Source organism: Ideonella margarita, assembly GCF_038066635.1.
Classification (GTDB): Bacteria; Pseudomonadota; Gammaproteobacteria; order Burkholderiales; family Burkholderiaceae_C; genus Ideonella; species Ideonella margarita.
On the sequence record NZ_JBBUTI010000005.1, the window covers coordinates 285,140 to 304,431 of the forward strand.

15 protein-coding genes are annotated in these 19,292 nt (G+C 67.1%); 9 read left to right on the forward strand and 6 right to left on the reverse strand.

Going from position 1 to position 19,292, the window contains the following annotated elements; translation table 11 throughout:
• Position 1: 1 nt before the first annotated feature.
• The 3 genes from AACH00_RS08835 to AACH00_RS08845 form a co-directional block, all read right to left on the reverse strand.
• Positions 2-382: a hypothetical protein gene (locus tag AACH00_RS08835; protein WP_341398735.1), complete on the reverse strand. Its 381-nt coding sequence runs from the start codon at positions 380-382 to the stop codon at positions 2-4.
• 92 nt (positions 383-474) lie between these two features.
• On the reverse strand, positions 475-1,488 hold the full coding sequence (bla, locus tag AACH00_RS08840; RefSeq protein WP_341398736.1) for a subclass B3 metallo-beta-lactamase: 1,014 nt from the start codon (positions 1,486-1,488) through the stop codon (positions 475-477).
• An 8-nt stretch (positions 1,489-1,496) separates the two neighbouring features.
• A complete protein-coding gene (locus AACH00_RS08845) occupies positions 1,497-2,558 on the reverse strand; it encodes a hypothetical protein (protein WP_341398737.1) in 1,062 nt (353 codons plus the stop codon).
• Between the two features lie 238 nt (positions 2,559-2,796).
• On the opposite strand from AACH00_RS08845, the gene AACH00_RS08850 reads away from it, so the two are divergent.
• From AACH00_RS08850 to AACH00_RS08870, 5 genes are all read left to right on the forward strand, one after another.
• Positions 2,797-3,267, forward strand: a complete 471-nt coding sequence (locus tag AACH00_RS08850; RefSeq protein WP_341398738.1) for a cache domain-containing protein — start codon at positions 2,797-2,799, stop codon at positions 3,265-3,267.
• Between the two features lie 71 nt (positions 3,268-3,338).
• Positions 3,339-4,892, forward strand: a complete 1,554-nt coding sequence (locus AACH00_RS08855; protein WP_341398739.1) for a methyl-accepting chemotaxis protein — start codon at positions 3,339-3,341, stop codon at positions 4,890-4,892.
• 99 nt (positions 4,893-4,991) lie between these two features.
• Positions 4,992-5,231, forward strand: a complete 240-nt coding sequence (locus AACH00_RS08860) for a DUF3562 domain-containing protein (RefSeq protein WP_341398740.1) — start codon at positions 4,992-4,994, stop codon at positions 5,229-5,231.
• A gap of 112 nt (positions 5,232-5,343) precedes the next feature.
• Positions 5,344-7,134 (forward strand): GGDEF domain-containing protein, encoded by a 1,791-nt coding sequence (locus AACH00_RS08865; RefSeq protein WP_341398741.1) that lies wholly within the window; start codon positions 5,344-5,346, stop codon positions 7,132-7,134.
• Between the two features lie 74 nt (positions 7,135-7,208).
• The gene (locus AACH00_RS08870) at positions 7,209-8,279 is read left to right on the forward strand and encodes a transporter (protein WP_341398742.1); all 1,071 of its coding nucleotides are present in this window, start codon (positions 7,209-7,211) and stop codon (positions 8,277-8,279) included.
• A 21-nt stretch (positions 8,280-8,300) separates the two neighbouring features.
• Here AACH00_RS08870 and AACH00_RS08875 read toward each other — a convergent pair whose 3' ends face one another.
• Positions 8,301-8,963 (reverse strand): tRNA-uridine aminocarboxypropyltransferase, encoded by a 663-nt coding sequence (locus tag AACH00_RS08875; protein ID WP_341398743.1) that lies wholly within the window; start codon positions 8,961-8,963, stop codon positions 8,301-8,303.
• A gap of 114 nt (positions 8,964-9,077) precedes the next feature.
• Between AACH00_RS08875 and AACH00_RS08880 the strand changes: the two genes are divergently transcribed.
• The 4 genes from AACH00_RS08880 to AACH00_RS08895 all read left to right on the forward strand — a co-directional run bounded on the left by AACH00_RS08880 (position 9,078) and on the right by AACH00_RS08895 (position 14,817).
• Positions 9,078-9,674: a DUF2242 domain-containing protein gene (locus AACH00_RS08880; protein ID WP_341398744.1), complete on the forward strand. Its 597-nt coding sequence runs from the start codon at positions 9,078-9,080 to the stop codon at positions 9,672-9,674.
• 188 nt (positions 9,675-9,862) lie between these two features.
• Positions 9,863-13,393, forward strand: a complete 3,531-nt coding sequence (locus AACH00_RS08885) for an alpha-1,6-glucosidase domain-containing protein (protein WP_341398745.1) — start codon at positions 9,863-9,865, stop codon at positions 13,391-13,393.
• Positions 13,394-13,520: 127 nt separating this feature from the next.
• Positions 13,521-13,859: a zinc ribbon domain-containing protein YjdM gene (locus AACH00_RS08890; RefSeq protein WP_341398746.1), complete on the forward strand. Its 339-nt coding sequence runs from the start codon at positions 13,521-13,523 to the stop codon at positions 13,857-13,859.
• A 7-nt stretch (positions 13,860-13,866) separates the two neighbouring features.
• Positions 13,867-14,817: an AEC family transporter gene (locus AACH00_RS08895; RefSeq protein WP_341398747.1), complete on the forward strand. Its 951-nt coding sequence runs from the start codon at positions 13,867-13,869 to the stop codon at positions 14,815-14,817.
• A gap of 30 nt (positions 14,818-14,847) precedes the next feature.
• On the opposite strand, the gene AACH00_RS08900 is transcribed toward AACH00_RS08895, so the two are convergent.
• On the reverse strand, positions 14,848-17,160 hold the full coding sequence (locus AACH00_RS08900; RefSeq protein WP_341398748.1) for a helicase-related protein: 2,313 nt from the start codon (positions 17,158-17,160) through the stop codon (positions 14,848-14,850).
• A 52-nt stretch (positions 17,161-17,212) separates the two neighbouring features.
• Positions 17,213-19,291 (reverse strand): S46 family peptidase, encoded by a 2,079-nt coding sequence (locus AACH00_RS08905; RefSeq protein WP_341398749.1) that lies wholly within the window; start codon positions 19,289-19,291, stop codon positions 17,213-17,215.
• Between the last annotated feature and the right edge of the window lies 1 nt (position 19,292).

Sequence of the window (19,292 nt, forward strand, 5' to 3'; positions counted from 1 at the left end):
CTCACAAGGCGCCCGGCTTCGGGCAGCGGTGGCGCACCCAGGCGCCGGCGCCGGGCTCGTCGGTCAACTGCCGGCCGTCTGCTGACAGATGCCAGCGCCGCACCGACCGCCACACCTGCCCTTCGCCCTGAAGCTGCGCGATGACAAAGATCTGAACGGGCGACTCCACCAGCACCTGCAGCACCGGCCCGGCCGATTCGTAGAACTCGACATGGTCGGTGTGGATGACCAGCCTGCCCTCACCGTCTTGTGAGCCGCACAGAGCCGGCTCGAAATTCCATTCACCGACGAAGGCCGCCGGCACCACCTTGCGTTGTTCAACGGCGCTTGCGGCGCCACTGGCAAAGGCAAGGGAAACGGCAATGGCAAAAGAGACGGTCACGCTGCGAAACATGGCGGGGGCCTTGAGGATGTCAGTCAAAGAAGAAACTCAGAAGTGGGTCGATGCCGAGGTGCGCCGTGCGGCCGGATCCGTCATTTCCGAGGCGTGCGCGCAGACGCGGAAGCCTCGGCACGCTGCTTGGCCAGCTTGGCTTCGAAGTCTTCCCGAGCATCGGCCGCGTAGGCACGGCACAGCGTCGGGTCGATCAAGGCATCGGGCTCACCAGCGTCGCGCTTGGCCACCCGCTCCCAGAAATCGACCATGCCCGGATGCGGCGCCAGCGCGATGTCACAAGGCAAGCCCGCGACCTTGGCAAAACCCTTGCGGAAGTCCTGCACCACCGTCGGGTGCCGGACATTGCCCACCAGCTTGAAATCAGGGGCAGACAGGCTGCCGACGAACACCAGGTTCAGGCAGCGCTGGCCCTCGCAAGAGCGCCAGGTCCAGGTGGTGTTGCCCTTGGTGTGGCCGGGTGTGGCGTGCGCCGTCATCACCAGATCACCCGAGCGCAGTTGATCACCGTCGCCCACGGCACGGTCGACGCGCACCGGTGGGAACGGAAAGCGGTTGTTGTATTGCGGGTCTTCCTGCCCGCCGCGGGCGAGCAGCGGCGCATCGGCTGCACTCGCCACCAGGCGCGCGCCCGTGAGCTTCAGCAACTCGGTCAAACCACCCGCATGGTCACAGTGGGCATGCGAATTGACGATCCACTTGATGTCGCCCAACTGAAACCCGAGCGTGCGGATGTTCTCCGCGATCAAGGACGCCTGGCCAGGGATGCCACCATCGATCAGCACATGGCCCGCGGGCGAGGTGATCAGAAACACACCCAAGCCTGTCGGCCCGACATGCCAGGTGTTGCCAAACACCCGGAACGGCCGCTGCGGCGCCACCCAGGACGGGTCGTTCAAACACGTCGAGGCCACAGCGACAGCAGGCCCGCTGCCCGCCGATTCATGGGCCACGGCGGGGGCCGCGATGAGGCTCAAGGCGGATACCAAGCCAGCAAGGCCCGCAGAGGCCATCCAATTGATCATGAAACGCACATCAGCCACCAGGAACGAGGTGGGCGAGTATCGCAAGGCGCGGTCGGTGCTTCGGTGCACCCGGAAACTCAGGGCGCCGAGACCGTGATGGCCTTGCCCTTCACCGTCCAGCGCAGCGCATGGTGCGGCCCGCCCGCCACCAGGTTGCCAGCGCCCACGATCTGGCCTTGATCGTTGATGCCGGTGGCGTAACTGTTGGTGCCGCCGGGGTAGTGGCCCAGTTGAATGACCTTGCCGCCGCGCCAAAGCACTGCGATGGTGAAGACGCCCGGGTTAGGCGCCGGGGCAAAGCCCACCAGGTCGCCCGCGTTGTTGATGCCGTTCACCTGATGGCCGTAGGCGGTCTTGCCGCCACCCAGCGCGGGCAACTTCCTCTTCACGCCATTCGTCCAGGTCACAGGAATGAAGCCCGGCAGGTAGCCGGCGATCAACCTGGTGTTGTTGATGTGGGTGGCCGCCCCGGGGCCGAGGTCGGTGAAGGTGCCGTTGCGCCAGCTGAAGGCTTGGGCTTGGTTGCCCACCAGCGCCTGCCCAACCACCACGCCCGACGCATTGATGCCGCGCGCTTCGCTGAAGCGCTTGAACTCCGGCGCAGGCTCGCCGAGGAAGCCCAGGTCCACCAAGGAGCCGTCCGGCTGCCACACCACTGCGTGGATGTCGTCGTTCGCGTCCACGGACGAACCGGCGATCTGCCCGGCGTCATTCACCGCCCAGGCCTTGCCAAAGCCAAAAGGCCCGAGCGCGGGCAAGGCGTAACTCGTGCCCTGCGCATCCCACCGCACCGGCACCCAGTGCACCTTGGTGGCCTTGTAGTGGCCCACCACGTCACCGGCCAGGTTGATGGACTGGATGTCAGGCAGGAAGCCAGCGCAGCAATGGCTGAATTCGCTGATCGCCAGGCCGTCCCACACCACCTGGCGGTACTGGAAATCGGCGGCACTGATGGCGCGCCCTACCGTGCGACCGGCGTTGTTGATGGCGCTCGCCTCGGAGCCCAGGCCCACTGCCAGCTCACCCATGTCCACCACCTTCACCTTGCCGGCACCCTGCGCCGACAAGGCGGCCAGCGCCAGCACGCCAGCGACACAGGCGGCTTGGGCCCATCGGCCACGACGGGATGGGGTGGTCATGTGGGTCGGCATGCGCAAACTCCCTGCTGCTGGTGAAGGCGGTGACCTTAGAGCATCGCCTTGGCGCACTCCATCCCGCAAATCGCCACCGCGGCATCGTGGCGGTGCAGGGTGCCGGTGCCCGCCACCCACCCCGAATCCCTCAACAAGCGGCTCCAAATGCCGATAAGGAGGAACGCACCGTTCGGGCTACACGCTCCGAGCAGGCTGCAGACCCCCGTCAACCCGGAGCTACTTCATGAACTTCTTCTCGATCGTCAAACGCCTGATGGGCGCCTTCCTCCTTGGCCTGGTGATGACCTCGGCGTCGCATGCCGCTGACCAGGGCACCGCGGCGGAAGCTGAAGCCATGGTCAAGAAGGCCATCGCTTACATCAAGGCCAACGGTCCGGAAAAGGCCTACGAAGAGTTCACGAACGGCAAGTCGTTCAAGGACCGCGACCTCTACATCATCGTGTACGACCTGAACGGCAAGAACCTGGCACAGGGCGCGAACCCGAAGCTGGTCGGCAAAGACCTGATCGGTCTGAAGGACGCCGACGGCAAGCCGCTGATCAAGATGTTCGTGGATCTGGCCAAGGACAAGGGCAAGGGCTGGGTCGAAGGCTACAAGTTCCTGAACCCGGTGACGCAGAAGATCGAGGGCAAGTCGATGTACCTCGAACGCGTGGGTGACACCCTGGTCGGCTGCGGCATCTACAAGGGCTGACGCCCGACGGGCGCTGTTGCGCCCACCTCTGCGTTCCATGTTTTCCTAGCGCCACCGAGCCGGTCTGCACCATGAATCTACGTTCCCTCAACATTGGTGCCCGGCTGGGCTGGGGCTTCGGCCTCATCCTGCTGGTGTGCGGCGCCCTGCTCGCCAGCGTGCTGGTGGTCTCGGACCACGTGCGCGCCGACATGCTGCAGCAGATGCAGGCCGCCAGTGAACGCACGCAACAGGCGAAATCGATGCAGGCGGCGCTGTTGAGCAGCGCAGTCTCGGTGCGCAACATGGGCCTGCAGACGGAAGTCGACGCTGTTCAGCGCGACGAAGCTGAAGCCAAGGCTTTTCGCGCCGCCTTCATGGCTGAGCGTGAGCGGCTGGAGGCCGCACAACTGGGCGGCGAGGAGCAGGCCGCGCTCAAGCGTCTGGCCGCCATTGACGCCAAGACCAACGAAGCGTTTCTTGAGGCCGTGGGCTTTGCCGGCACCTTCAACCCGGAGCAGGCCGCGGCCGTCATCACGAAGAAGATGGACCCGCTGCTGAAGCAGGCGAATACCGAGTTGGCCATCATCATCAAGGCGCAGACGCAGCGCCAGATTGATGTGCAGCAAGCCGCAGACGACCGTGTGAAGCGGGCCGAGCTGTCGGCCGCCGTCGCCGGCGTGGTGGTGCTGCTGGCATCGCTCACCCTGGCCTGGCGCCTGACCCTGAGCATCACCCAACCTTTGCAGGCGGCCGAGCTGGCCAGCGCGAAAGTGGCGCAGGGCGCACTTGATTTCGACATCGACACCCGTGGCACCGACGAGGCAGCGCGCCTGCTGCGCGGCGTGGCGGCGATGCGCGACGGATTGGCCCAGGTCGTGTCCAGCGTGCGCATGAATTCAGAATCGGTGGCCACCGCGTCGAGTGAAATCGCGCAGGGCAACAACGATCTTTCCAGCCGCACCGAGCAGCAGGCCAGTGCGCTGCAGCAAACCGCTGCGTCGATGGACCAGCTGGGCAGCGCGGTGCGGCACAACGCCGACAACGCACGCCATGCGAATGAGCTGGCCCAGGGCGCTGCCAGTGTGGCGTCAGAGGGCGGCGAAGTCGTCGGCCGCGTGGTGCAGACGATGAAGGGCATCAACGAGAGCTCGCGCCGCATCTCCGACATCATCGGCACCATCGACGGCATCGCTTTCCAGACCAACATCCTGGCTCTGAACGCCGCTGTTGAAGCCGCCCGGGCCGGCGAGCAAGGCCGCGGTTTTGCGGTGGTGGCCGGCGAGGTGCGATCGCTGGCCCAGCGCAGCGCTGCCGCCGCCAAGGAAATCAAGACGCTGATCTCCGACAGCGTCGAGCGGGTCGAGCAAGGCTGCGTGCAGGTCGACAAGGCCGGCGAGACGATGACGCAAATCGCCCAGGCGATCGACCGTGTCACCCGCATCATGGGCGAAATCAGCCATGCCAGCGCCGAGCAGGACAGCAGCGTGACGCAGGTCTGCCGTGCCGTCACGCAGATGGACCTGGCGACCCAGCAGAACGCCGCGCTGGTCGAACAAAGCGCCGCAGCCGCCGAAAGCCTGAAGGGCCAGGCAGCCGAGCTGGTGCAAACCGTCGCCGTGTTCAAGCTCGCAGCGCACGCCTGACATTGCCCGCGCCATCACGCCCAAGCGTGATCTGGCGCACAGTGCGGCGGGGTAACGGCTGCTACGGTTTGCTCATCACAGTTTGACGAGCACAGCACCATGCCCAACCTGAATGACCAGCCCGCTGACCAGGCGCGCATCGTCGCGTCCCTGGCCTCCGAATGCCACGCCCCTGTCGCCGAAGTGGCGGCCTTGTACGAGCAGGAATGCTCGGCACTCGCCAGCTGGGCACGCACCACGCAGTACCTGCACATCTTTGCCGCGCGCAAGGTCAGGGAGTTGCTGATGGGTCAGGGTCAGGAAGCGAGGGCCGACCTGGCCACACGCGTGGCGGCCTAGCCAACGGCGGTGACGCCGACACCAGCGCGTCACATTGATCCTCCAGACTCTTCGTCCCACTATCAGGTTCGGAGCAGTTTGATTGAAAGCCACCCTTGAGCATGTTGCAGAGGTGCGTGGACTGATAGATGGCGGCGCGCTGCGGCCCCATTTCCAGCCCATCCTGACGCTGGCCGACGGCACGATCCATGGCCATGAAGCCTTGATCAGAACCCCGCCAGATTGCCGACTGAGCACCCCGGATGCGCTGTTCGCCCAGGCCAGGCTTGAGGGCATGTCGATGGAGCTGGAGCTGGAATGCCTGCGACTGGCGCTGTCGGCCTGGTGCCGGGAACCCGGGCCGGGCCGCCTGTTCGTCAACCTCAGCGCCAGCACGCTGGTGCAGGTGCTCTCGCAGCGACAGCTCGGCCTGATCTTGCCGGCGGACGGCAGCGGCACGCCGGGCGGGCTGGTGATCGAGCTCACTGAACACGAACACGTGGCCGATGTGGATGCACTGGCCGTGGCGGTGGGACGGCTGCGTCGCACCGGCGCGGTGCTGGCGCTGGATGACTTTGGCGATGGCCGCTCCAGCCTGCGTCTGTGGTCGGAGTTGAAGCCCGAGATCGTCAAGATCGACAAGTACTTCACCCGCCAGATCGCCCAGCACCCGGAGAAGGTGCAAACCATGCGCGCCCTTCGGCAGCTGGCGGAAACCTTCGGCTCCACGCTGGTGGCGGAGGGCATTGAAACCGAGGACGAAATGCGCCTCGTGCGGGACCTGGGCATCACCTGCGGCCAGGGCTGGCTGATCGGACGGCCGCAGCCTCTGCCCGAGCACCAGCCGGCTGCAGCTGCGCTTGCCGTGGTCAGCAGCCGCGATCTGGCCGTCATCCCCGAGCGGCGCCGGCAAACCCAGCAGCGCGCGTCCACCTGGAGCCTGTTGATCGAAGCCGAGCCGGTCGAGCCCAGCCTGACCAACGAGCAGTTGTTCGAGCGCTTCGCCGCTGACGAATCGCTGGAATCGATGGCCGTGGTCGACAAGGGACGGCCGGTGGGCCTGCTGGGGCGCCAGAAATTCATGGACCGTTTCGCCAAGCCCTACTTCCGCGAGATCTACGGCCGCCAGCCCTGCATCACCTTCGCCAACCTGTCGCCCGGCATGGTGGATGTGCGCGCCGGGCTGGAGGAGTTGACGGCGGTGCTGACGTCCGAGGACCAGCGCTACCTGTCGGATGGCTTCGTGATCACCGAGAACGGCCTGTACAAGGGCATCGGCCGCGGCCATGACCTGGTGCGCGCCGTCACCGAATCGCGCATCGAGGCCGCGCGCCACGCCAACCCGCTGACCTTGCTGCCCGGCAACATCCCGCTCACCCAGCACATCGCAAGGCTGCTGGAATCGGGCCGGGAGTTCGTCGCCAGCTACTGCGACCTGAACCACTTCAAGCCCTTCAACGACATCTACGGCTACTGGCGCGGTGACGAGATGATCCAGCTGGCGGCGCGCTGCACCTCGCGCTTCGCCGATGCCCGCCGCGACTTCGTCGGGCACGTGGGCGGCGACGACTTCGTGGTGCTGTTCCAGAGCGCCGACTGGGAAGCACGCTGCCAGTCCATCGTCGACGCCTTCAATGCCGAGGCCCGCCTGCTGTACGACAGCGAAGCCCTGGCCGCCGGCGGGCTGCTGGCCGAAGACCGCTTCGGAACACCGCGCTTCCACCCGCTGACCACCATGAGCATCGGTGTGGTGCGGGTGCCCACCCACGACGAAGGTTATGGCCCCGAAGACGTGGCCGACGCCGCTGCGCAGGCCAAGCGCATCGCCAAGACCAAGGGGCTGGGCGTGCATGTGCTGACGGCGTCGGCCGACACCATCGGCACCGGCCGGCTGTTGCGGCAACGCACCCGGGCTGAGCCCTGAACCGCGCCATCGCGACGACGCATTCGCGCCGCGAACTCGCCTCGCCTCCAGCCATGCCCGAGGTGCTCGCTATCATGGCTTCCGCCCCTGTGCCGAGCACCTCCCTCACCCAGCACCCCAACGACATGGCCCCCCTCAATTACGGCTCGGACCCCCATGGCCTGATCTGCGGATTTCTGTTCACGCCCGATGCTCCGGGCCGCCCCATCTCGCTGGACGAGGCGGTGGCATGGATCCGCGACGCTGACGCCGCAGAAACGCCCGTCTCGCCGGAGTCGTTCGTCTGGCTGCACTTCAACCTGAGTGACGCCTCGGCCCAGTCGTGGATGCGCTCGAACCTGGCGCTGGCGCCCGAGTTTTTCGAAGCCCTGCGCGAAGGCTCGCGCTCCACGCGCATCGAGGACGCCGGCGACCATCTGGTGGCGGTGGTCAACGATGTGGCCTACGAGTTTTCGTTCGAGCCGTCGGAAATCGCCACGCTGTGGATGACGGTCACCGAACGCGTGGCGGTGAGCGCCCGCAGCCACCCGCTGAAGTCGATCGACCGCCTGCGCCAGGCCGTGCGCGAAGGCGGTCGCTTTGACTCATCGCTCTCGCTGCTCATCCACCTGATGCACGACCAGGGCGATGTGCTGGTCCGCATCGTGCGTGAAGCCACCGTGCAGGTCGACGCGGTGGAAGACACCCTGGAGCGCGGCCAGCTGCAGCGCAAGCGGGCCGATCTGGGCAAGCTGCGGCGGGTGCTGGTGCGGCTGCAACGGCTGCTGGCGCCCGAGCCCGGTGCGCTGTTCCGCCTGCTGCGGCAGCCGCCCGCCTGGATCGCCGAGCGCGATCTGGACGAGCTGCGCCAGGGCACCGAGGAGTTTTCGCTGGTGCTGCGCGACCTGATGGCGCTGCAGGAACGCATCAAGCTGCTGCAGGAAGAAATCGCCGCGCAGGTGAGTGAACAAACCAACCGCAGCCTGTTCACCTTGACGGTCATCACCGTGCTCGGCCTGCCGATCAACATCTGCACCGGCCTGTTCGGCATGAATGTGGGCGGCATTCCGTTCAGTGAATCGCCCCACGGCTTCCTGATGATCTTCCTGCTGCTGATCGTCTTCACCGGGCTGGCCGGCTGGCTGGCGTTCAGGCGCCGGGACTGAAGCGGCGCTGCGGCAGGAAGTTCAGCTACGACCCCGAGCGGCGATACCCGCCGCCACAAACGCCGCCATCACCGGCATCAGCGTGTTGACCACGCTGGCCCCGGCATCACCGCCCTGCAACTGGCCCAGTGCAGCGGCGGTGGCCTCGAACGTGCTCAGCTGATCTGGCCGGCGGGCCTTGCGCAGCGCGCGGTAGCAGCCGGGTGACGGCGCCAGCAAATTGCAACGCGGCAAGGCTTGCAGGGCCGGGTTGAGCTGCAGCATCTTCAGGCTCTTGCGCCAGGTGGCGTCCAGCACCACCAGTTGCCACTCCTCGGGGTGCGCCAAGGCGCCGGCTTGCGGCCCCAGTGTCGCCCAGGCCTCGTCAGGCACGATCGGCGGTGCGGCAACGCCCACCACGGGCGGATACAGCAACAAGCTGCGCCGGCCCTCGGCCTGCAGCCAGCCCGCCAGCGCCTGAGGCTCAAACACCTCACCCACCTCCAGCTGGGCCCCAGCGCCCAGGCACAACTGCAGCAAGCGCGCGGTGCCCTTGGTCTCACCCACCTCCTTCGGGTGCTGCAGCAGCAACACCCGAACCGGGCTGCAGGCGGGCTGCACCAGGCCGCAGACACACACCGGGCGAAGGCGCAGGCACGTGGCGCAGCTCAGGCGGCGGCTGGCCCGGCTGGTGTTGATCGCCATGCTGCTGGCCGCGTCTGTCGGCGGCAGTGCCGCCTCGGTCGTTGATGAATTTGGACACATGGGGCGCGGATAATCGCATGCCTCACCCTGTGCCCAGCACCCGGAGCCTCTTTGATGCCATTGCCCTATCTCGCCGTCTCGTCTGCCAACCTCACCCGTGCCTTGCTTGCCACCTCGCTGGCGCTGGCCCTGGGCGGCTGCAGCACCTGGGGCGGCGACAGCAAGAGCACCTCAGACAAGAAGGCCGCCGTCTACCTGAAAGAAGGCTTCGAGAACAACGAAACCTTCTCGCGCCTGTTCGACGCCCCGGTGGACGCCACCTGCGAGGCCGCCCGACGCGCCCTGCTCAGCCAGGGCTATCTGCTCAGCACCGTGCGGCCTGATTTCGTGAACGGCAGCAAGAGCTTCCAGCCCGAGGGCGAAGTGCATGTGCAGATCACCTTCCACGTGGTGTGCACGCCCGAAGGCAAGGACGGCCGCATCAGCACCGCCTTCGTGAACGCCGTGCAAGACCGCTACGCGCTGAAGAAAAACGCCAACTCGGCCAGCGTGGGCCTGAGCGCCATCGGTTCGGTCTCGATCCCGTTGTCATCCACCGAAGACTCCCTCGTCAAGGTGGCCAGCGAAACCATCCCGGCCGGCCAGTTCTATGACCGGTTCTTCGCCCTCATGACCAAACTCATGGGCGAGCCGGGCACCCCCGCCAACTAAGCAATCGTTTGTAGTCTGACTACAGCGCGGCTTTCGAACGAGATTTTTTACCTATGAAGCGGCTTGTTTCCTAGCGTAAGTACCAATTTAGAGATGTAGTTTTACTTCATTACCATCGCGCCCAATTTGTAAGATGGGTACATGACCTGCCAATCAGGCCGGCGTCTGCCCACAACCAGGAGACGGGCATGATGGGGCGATGGAGTAGTTGGTGGCGCCGGGCGCGCAGTTTGGCGGGGGCGGCCGCGACGGCCGTGCTAGTGGCAGCCTGTGGCGGTGCCGCCGAGAGTTCAGGCACCGACGCCACGCTGTCAGTCGCCAACAGCAGCGACACCCAAACTGTTCTGAATGCCGTGCCGGCCGAGCGCCGACGCGCCCAGTCGGCCGCTGCCAGCACCACGCTGCGCATCCACTACCGCCGCGACAATGGCGACACCGCCGGCTGGCAGATCCACACCTGGGGCGCCGGCCAGGATCCGGGCTGGAACCAGGGCTGGAACCCGACCGGCTCCGACAGCTTCGGCGCCATCTACGACATTCCGCTGAACGCCGAGACCGGCACCGTCGGCTTCCTGCACCACAAGGGTGACGAGAAGGACAACGGCGGCGGCGACCAGAGCTACACCCTCGCAGCCGGTGCCAACGAAATCTGGCGCCTGCAGGGCGACTCGACCAACTACGCCCGCAACCCGCTGGAAGCGCAGGCGCCTGACGTCAACACGGTGCGCGTGCACTACGTGCGCTTCGGCAACGACCACGCCGACTGGGGCCTGCACCTGTGGGACGGCAGCGGCCTTGACACGGCGCGCCTCTCTGGCCTGAACATCGGCCAGTGGAACGCGCCCGTGGCCTTGTCGGCCATGCCGAACTACGCCTTGAACGGCGGCGAAGCCCAGTTCGATCTGCCCGTGCTGAACCCACGTGCCGACAGCACCCGCCGCTCGGCCGAGTTCATCATCCACGGCATGCCACCGAAGGAGAACGACAAGGACGGTCGGCCGGACAACATCCGCATCGATTTCGGCAGCCTCGCCATCAGCGGCCAGGTCGGCCATGTGTGGCTGGTGCAAGGTGATGCGCAGGTCTATTACGCCCTGCCCGACCTGCGCAAGGTCTCGACCACCGACGCCCGCGCCGTGTGGCTGACCAAGCGCCTGGTGCAGTGGCCCGCTGTGGCCCAGCAAGGCACGGTGCGCCTGTACTGGTCGGCCACCGGCCAGATCCAGGTCGCCAAGGACGCCCCCGTGACCGGCGCCGATGGCTTCATCACCCTCGACCCGGCCTCCAGCGGCAGCGTGCCGGCCGATGCCGCCACCCGCTTCAAGTGGGTGGGCGCTGGCGCCGTGTACAACGTGCGTGACGCCGACGTGGCACGCCTGAACCGCCTGCACACCCACCAGCTGGTGCTGGTGCAGGAGAACGCCGACGGCCAGGCCCAGAACGCCACCACCGCGCAAGTGGCCGGTGCACTCGACGACCTGTATGGCGCTGCCACCAACGTGCCTGATCTGGGCGTGACGGTGCGCAACGGCGCCACCACCTTCAAGCTGTGGGCCCCCACGGCGCGCAGCGTGGCCCTGTTCCTGTATGCCGACGGCCAAGGCCCGGCGACCGGTGCCATCGACATGGCGCTTGACCCCGTCACCGGCGTGTGGAGCCTGACCCGCCCGGGCGACCTGAGCGGCCAGTACTACCGCTTCGCCGTGCGCAACTTCGTGCGCGGCGTGGGCGTGGTGCGCCACCTGGTCACCGACCCCTATTCGCTGAGCCTGTCGCTGAACAGCCAGCGCAGCTATGTGGCCAACCTGGACGATGCGAGCCTGAAGCCTGCCGGCTGGGATGCCAGCACGCCGCCGGCCACCGTGGCAGCGTCGCCCGACATGTCGATCTACGAGCTGCATGTGCGTGATTTCTCGGCCAGCGACACCACGGTGCGCGAAGGCTGGCGTGGCAAGTACATGGCCTTCACGGCCGAGCACTCGAACGGCATGCAGCACCTGCGTGCGCTGGCCAAGGCCGGCCTGACCGATGTGCACCTGCTGCCGGTGTTCGACCTGGCCAGCACGCCTGAAAAGGGCTGCGTCACCCCCACCCCGAGCGGCGCGCCTGACAGCGCCAGCCAGCAAGCCACCGTGGGCGCCAGCGCCAACGACGACTGCTACAACTGGGGCTACGACCCCTGGCACTTCACCGCGCCGGACGGCAACTTCAGCACCAAGGCCGGTGACGGCGCCCGCCGCATCGTCGAGTTCCGCGCCATGGTGATGGCCCTGAACGCCGCCGGTCTGCGCGTGGGCATGGACGTGGTCTACAACCACACCAGCGCCTCGGGCCTGAACGACCGCTCGGTGCTGGACCGCGTGGTGCCCGGCTACTACCACCGCCTGAACGCGGTGGGCGGGATCGAGCAATCCACCTGCTGCGAGAACACCGCCACCGAAAACGCCATGATGGGCAAGCTGATGATCGACTCGGTCAGCACCTGGGCGCGGGACTATCACATCAGCTCCTTCCGCTTCGACATCATGGGCCACCAGCCGCGCCCGGTGATGGAGGCCCTGAAGGCCCGCGTGAAGGTGGCCGCCGGCCGTGACGTGCAGCTGATCGGCGAAGGCTGGAACTTCGGCGAAGTGGCCAACGGCGCACGCTTCGTGCAGGCCGACATGCTCTCGCTCAACGGCTCGGGCATCGGCACCTTCAATCCGTTCATCCGCGACGCCGTGCGCGGTGGCAGCGGCTTCGACTCCGGCAACAGCCTGGTGGCCAACCAGGGCTTCATCAACGGCCTCTGGTATGACCCGAACCCGCTGGGCCAGGGCCGCGGCAAGAACGAACTGATGTGGCTGGGCGACCAGCTCAAGGCCAGCCTCGCCGGTTCGATCCGCAGCTTTGTAGTGACGACCCACTGGGACGCCACCCTGCCGCTGGAGCAGATCAACGTGGGTGGCCTGCCGGCCGGCTACGTGACCGATCCGTCGGAAGTGGTGAACTACGTCGAGAACCACGACAACCTGACCCTGTTCGACAACAACGTCTTCAAGCTGCCCACCAGCACCAGCGCCGAAGACCGCGCACGGGTGCAGATCCTGGGTGCGGCCCTGAACACACTGTCGCAAGGCATTCCGTATTTCCATGCGGGTGTCGACACGCTGCGCAGCAAATCGCTGGACCGCAACAGCTACAACTCGGGCGACTGGTTCAACCGCCTTGACTGGACGTACGGCTCGAACAACTTCGGTGTGGGCCTGCCGCCGCAAGGCGACAACGGCAGCAGCTGGAGCGTGATGGGGCCGCTGCTGGCCAACGCGGCGATCCAGCCGGGCGCCGAGCAGATCAGCTGGACCCGCGATGCCTTCCGCGACCTGCTGAAGATCCGCGCCAGCACCACCCTGCTGCGCCTGCGCACGGCCGATGACATCAAGGCCCGCCTGCGCTTCCACAACACGGGCTCGCAGCAAGAGCCGACGGTGCTGATCGGCCAGGTGAGTGGCGCGGGTTATGCCGGCGCCAACTTCAGCCAGCTGGTGTACGTGGTGAACGTGGACAAGCAGCCCAAGCAGCTGGCTGTGGACGCCCTGCGCGGCCAGGCTCTGCAGCTGCACCCGGTGCACCGCGCACTGAAGGCCGCTGACCAGCGCGCCGCCAGCGCCACCTACGACAGCAGCACCGGCACCTTCAATGTGCCGGCCCGCACGGCGGTGGTGTTCGTGGCCCGCTGAGGCCCGCGACACGGTTGATACGGGTTTCTCCCGAGCCCGGCGGGTATCATTCCGCCGGTTGGACACGCGGCCCACGGGCCGCGTTTTTTTTGCTCGAAGCAAACCCACCTGCTCCCCCGAATCGCCCATGTCTGTTGCGCCCGCCTGCCCCCAATGCACCCTTGAAAACACCTACCCGGACGGCGACCAGTTCGTCTGCGCCGACTGCGGGTTCGAGTGGCCCCAGACGGAAAGCGCGCCTCAGGAAGAGGCCGATGCGGTGATCAAGGATGCCAACGGCCAGGTGCTGCAAGACGGTGATGCCGTGGTGCTGATCAAGGACCTCAAGGTCAAGGGCTCGTCCACCGTGCTCAAGCAAGGCACCAAGGTGAAGAGCATTCGCCTGGTGGGCGGTGACCATGAGGTGGACTGCAAGATGGACGCCGGCAACTTCATGTTGAAGGCGGCTTTCCTGAAGAAGGTCTGAGCCCGCCATGGAACAGATCCTGGCGCTGACGCTGCCCGTCTATCTCTTGCTCGGTGTGGGCTGGCTCGCCGTTCGCGGCGGCCTGTTCAACGCCGCCGACATGCGGGTGATGGGCAAGTTCGTCGTGAACTTCTCGCTGCCGGCGCTGCTGTTCCATGCGCTGGCCAGCCGCTCGATCAGCGAGATGCTGAACCTGCGGTTTCTGGCTGCGTTCACGCTGGGCTCCCTCGCGGCCATGGCCTTGAGCGGCCTGTGGGCCTGGCGCGGCCGCAAGCGCCTGCCGGTGCTGGCCGTGCTGCAAGGCTGGGGCAGCGCGCATTCGAACACCGGCTTTTTCGGCTTCGCGATTGCGGCACCGCTGATCGGCCCGCCCGCGGCCGTGGCCTTCGCCCTGGCGCTGATGGTGGAGAACATGGTGATGCTGCCACTCGGCCTGGCGCTGTCAGACGCCGCGCACTCCCGCGAGGGCGGCAGCCAGTCCTTCAACCGCGCCTTCCGCAATGCCGTGTTCGGGCTGCGCCGCAACCCGATGGTGCTGGCGATTTTTGCCGGTGCCTTCTGTGCGGTCTTCGGCCTGCACTTGCCGGCCTCGCTCACCAAGGCGATTGAGCTGGTGGCCACCACCGCCAGCCCCACCGCGCTGGTGGTGATCGGCGGCACGCTGGCGGGTTTCAGCCTCAGCGGCATGTGGGGCGACATCAGCAATGTGGCCGCAGCCAAGCTGCTGCTGCATCCGCTGATGGTGGGCCTGGCGATGTGGGCCCTCGGGCCGCTGGACGTGGCGCTGGTGAGCGCGGCCATCGTGTTTGCCGCCTCGCCGATGATGAGCATCTACCCCGTCATCGCCCAGAAATATGGCCACGAAGGGCTGGCCGCCGCCACCCTGGTGGTGACGACGCTAACCTCGTTCGTGACCATGAACGCCGTGCTTTGGCTGCTGCCGCACGTGGTGGGATGAGGCCCGGCCACGGTGCGGCTTGCGGGCCGCTCAGGCCCCGCGCGGGCCCTTGCGGTGGCCGCCACCACCGCCGCCGCCACCTTCACGCGGCTTGCCACCCGGCCGGCCGCCGCGTGATTGCCACAGTGGCCGCTTGGCCTTGAGCTGGCGCTCGATGCCGTCGTTGAGCATGTTGCGCAGCTCCACCACCTCGTCGAGGTGGCCGTAGATGCCGGGGAAGCGCAGATCCAGCCAGAGCCACAGCGTGCAGGCCCGCAGGGCTTGCTCCATGCGGTCGAGGCGGCTGTGGCCGTCCACGGTGTCGAGGAAGCTCGGGCGTCCGGCTTCACCGCGGCTGGCATGCTCATGCGTCCAGCCGAGGAAGTCTTGCACCAGGTTCTCGGTGCGGGTGTCGACCGGCGCCTGGGCATAAACGAAGCGCTCCTTCAACGAGAGCGACGCAGCGTTGCGGTCCAGCTCATCGGCCAGGCCCAGCATCTGCTCCAGCTCCGCCACTTCGAAGTGGGCGTTGTCGAGCTTGAGCTGATCCATGAACACGCTCAGCACCTCGTGCAGCCGGGTCTTGCCCAGGCGTTGCGAGATGGTGCTGACATGCCACCAGTTCGGCGCCACCGGCGCCTTGAAATGGCGTGGCGCACGCGGCGTGCGCGGCAGCAGCTCTTTCAGCGCCCGGGCGGCACCCGGCTCGGCTTCATGCAGCACGCCGGTGAAGCCTTCTTCGTGGATGCCGTAACGGCCCGCACGACCCGCAATCTGGTGCACCTCGGACTCGTTCAGCGGCCGGTCACCCACGCCGTCGAACTTGGTCATCGTCGAGAACAGCACGCGGCGGATCGGCAGGTTCAGGCCCATGCCGATGGCGTCGGTGGCCACCAGCAGGTGCGATTCACCGGTGGCGAAACGCTCGGCCTCACGCCGACGCACTTCCGGCGGCAAGGCACCATAGATCACCGAAACCGGGTGGCCGTTGGCCGCGATCTGGTCACGCAGCATCAGCACCTCGCGACGGCTGAAGGCCACCACGGCGTCGCCCTTTTTCAGGGCCTGCAGCGGCACCGGGCTGTGCAGCAGCTGCACATGCTGCTTGCGCTCGAATTCACGCACTACCACCGCTTCGCCGCACAGGCCCAGCAGGCTTTCGATGGCGGGCACGGCATAGGCCGAGCAGATGATGATGACCTCACGTGCCGGCACGCCCACGATGGCCTGGGTCCAGGCCCAGCCCCGGGAGTTGTCGAAGATCATCTGCGCTTCGTCGATCACGGCCACGTCGATGACGGTGCCCGTGCCCACCATTTCAATGGTCGACGACACGACGCGCGAACCTTCGGCCGGCACGTTCTCTTCACCGGTCAGCAGAGAGCACGGCACGCCGCGCGCCACCAGGCGGTCGCGGCCTTCCAGCGCCAGCAGACGCAGCGGGGCCAGGTAAGCGCCATCCAGCGCACCGGCCAGCTTCTCGAAAGCCGCGTAGGTCTTGCCGCTGTTGGGCGGGCCGACGAACAGCGTCACCTTGCGGCCCAGCTGGCGCGCCATCGGGAAGCTGTCGGGGTAGCCCTGAAAGGCCAATTCGTGGTTCAGGCTGGACAGCGTCTGCTGCTCGTTGGCCTGGCGCTCCCAGCGGTCTTGCGCGCGGGTGCAGGCCTGCTTCAGCGCGTCGAGCGACTGCGGGCGCAGGCATTCGGCCTGCAGACGCGGCAGCAGCGAGTCCATCGCCTTGGCGTCGCACCATTCGCTGCGCTCGGCCAGGCCGTCGATGTGGGCGGCCAGCTCAGCCGCATGCGGCCAGCTCGGGTTGCCGGCAATGCCGGCCAGCAGCGCGCGCTTGTCGCCGTCCTGAAAGTACAGCCATACCGGCTCGGAGGGCACTTCCAGGCGGAAGGCCACGCCCAGCGTGCCGGGCTTGGCCCAGGCCGGGTAGGTCAGCGGCAAATGCTGGCGATACAGCCGATCCCAGCCGTCGCCCTGGCGCTGGATGCCGAGGGCTTCCAGCGTGGCGCTGCGCTCGATCATCAGGGCGCGGGTTTCGCGGCCTACGCCCAGGGTGTCGAGGTGGCGCAAGGCCGCGTCGATCAGGCCCGGCGAGATCCACCGGCTCGGCCGCTGATGCGGCACGGCCTTCTGCAGCAGGATGAGACCCAGACCGTCGAGGTGGGTTTCAAAGCCGGGCGCGTCGTCCGGCAGGTAATCGGCCGGTTTGACAACCTGCGGCAGGTTGTAGGCGGCTTGCCGCACCCGCTCCATCTGCTCCGGCGTGATGTGGGCCGGCACGCGGTCGGCGTGGCGGGCATTCGGCAGGCGAAGCGTGACGGTGGGAGCAGGTGCAGGAGTGGCGTCGGTCATGGAGGCAATAAAGAGGCGAACCCGCGATTGTCGCTGGTTCGCCGCGTCTTGCCTAACGTTGCCCGCGAACCTCGGCGGCCAGGGCTGGCGCGCCGAACACCGTTTCGAGCGAGCGGACGATCGCCATCGCGTCCACCGAGACGGCCCGGTCAGCCTCTTCGCGGTAGATGTAGCGGCCAGCCAGTGACTCGATGTTGCCGTCGAAGATCAGCCCGACCAGCTCACCCTGGGCGTTCACCAGCGGCGAGCCGGAGTTGCCGCCGATGATGTCATTGGTGCTGACGTGGTTCAGCGGCCAGCGGGCATCGACCTTGTCGCGCGCAGCCACCAGCGGGGGCGACAGCGTGAACGGCATGGCGTTGTCGAACGCATCCGCGCGGGCGTACAAGCCGCCGAAGGTCGTCTTCCACGGGTTCGTCGCGCCCTCGGTGCGGTAGCCCGCCACCTTGCCGTAGCTCAGGCGCAGCGTGCCGGTGGCATCTGGCGGCACCGAGGTGCCCAGCACCTGGAAGCGGATGGCCGCGATCTGCTCAGCCGCGCGTTGCAGCGGCGCGCCGATGTTCACGCGCTGGTACTGGCTCAGCTCTCGCAGCATCGGCGACACGGTGAGGGCCAGCACGATCATCGGGTCGGTGGAGGCCTGGATGGCCGCCAGCTTGCCGGTGATCAGCGCCTCGCGCACCGCAGGGTCGGCCAGCTTCGTGCCGCGCACCAGGCGCTCGGCTGCCGCACGGGGGGTGTCGGTGCCCAGCAAAGCCTTGACGAACGGATGGCCTGCGCCGAGGTTCGATTGCGCCTGGGTGAATTGCAGCGTCATCTGCTCGATCACCAGTTCCGGGTAGACCGGGAAGCGCGAACGCAGGCGGCGCTCGATCTGCGGCAGTGCGGCATCACCAAAGCCTGGCAGGCGGTCGGCCAGCGGGCGCTCGCGCTCCTGCGCCAGCTCCACCAAGCCACCGGCGCTGCCCAGCAGGCCGCCCCAGCCGAGGTTCATGTAGGCGAGTTCGGCCTGGCGCTGGCGGCGGCTCTCCACCGCCTTCTCGGCCAGCTTCCACGGGTCTTCGCCGCCGGTGCCCAGGCGGGCCCAGGCCTGGCGCAGTGCCTGCTCGTCTGCCACCTTGCGGGCCAGCACATCCGGCGTCTTCAGCGCCAGGTATTCGCCCGTCATCGCCTTGAGCCAGTTTTCGGTGCTGGCCAAGGGGCCTTGCGCCTGGCGGAAGGCCTCGGCAGAGCGCTGGCCGTAGGTCTTCAGCAGCGTCTGGCCGGCGCGGGCGATGGCCAGGCGCTGGGGCACGGTCACATCACGTTCGTACTGCAATTCGACGGCCGGGCGAAGGCGGTCAGTGCTGCCGGGGTGGCCGGTCACGAACACCGGGTCGCCTTCCTTCAGCGGCTTGCTGGCCAGCTTGAGCACGCCAGTCGATGCGGCGGGCTTGCCGTTTTCGTAGACGCGCGCAAACGCGTAGTCGAACGCAAAGCGCGGGAAGGTGAAGTTGTCGTCGTCGCCACCGAAGTTGGCGGCCTGCTCGGGCGGCGCGAACACCAGGCGCACGTCATCCCATTCCTTGTAGCGGTACAGGTGCACCACCGCACCGCCGTAGAGCGCCACGGTCTGGCAACGCAGGCCGGTGTCGCGCTCACACGCTGATTCCAGCGCGGCGCTGGCCGCGGTGCGGGCCGCAGCGCGGGCGGCGTCATCAGCAGCGTCCTTCGCGGCGGCCGTGATCTTGGCCGTGACGTCTTCCGACGACATCAGCACCTTGAGCACGGTGCCGGGGCAGCGCAGCTCCTCTGCATGGGTGCGGGCGTAGAAGCCCTGGCCGTCGAGGTCACGTTCGGCCGTTGACAGGCGCTCGATGCAGCCGCGCGCCACATGGTGGTTCGTCAACACCAGGCCGTTGGGCGACACGAACGAGCCCGAGCCACCACCAAAGTGCACCGAGGCACGCTGCAGGTGCGCCATCCACTCCGGCGTCAGCGTCAGGCCGTAGCGCTGACGCACCTGGGCGATCGGGGGGTTGTCAAAGGTCCACATGCCCTCGTCGGCACGGGTGGAAGAGCTCAGGGCGCACAGGCCCGCCATCAAGAGCAAAGCCGCACGGGTGGTGGCTTTCGGGTTCAACCGAGTCATC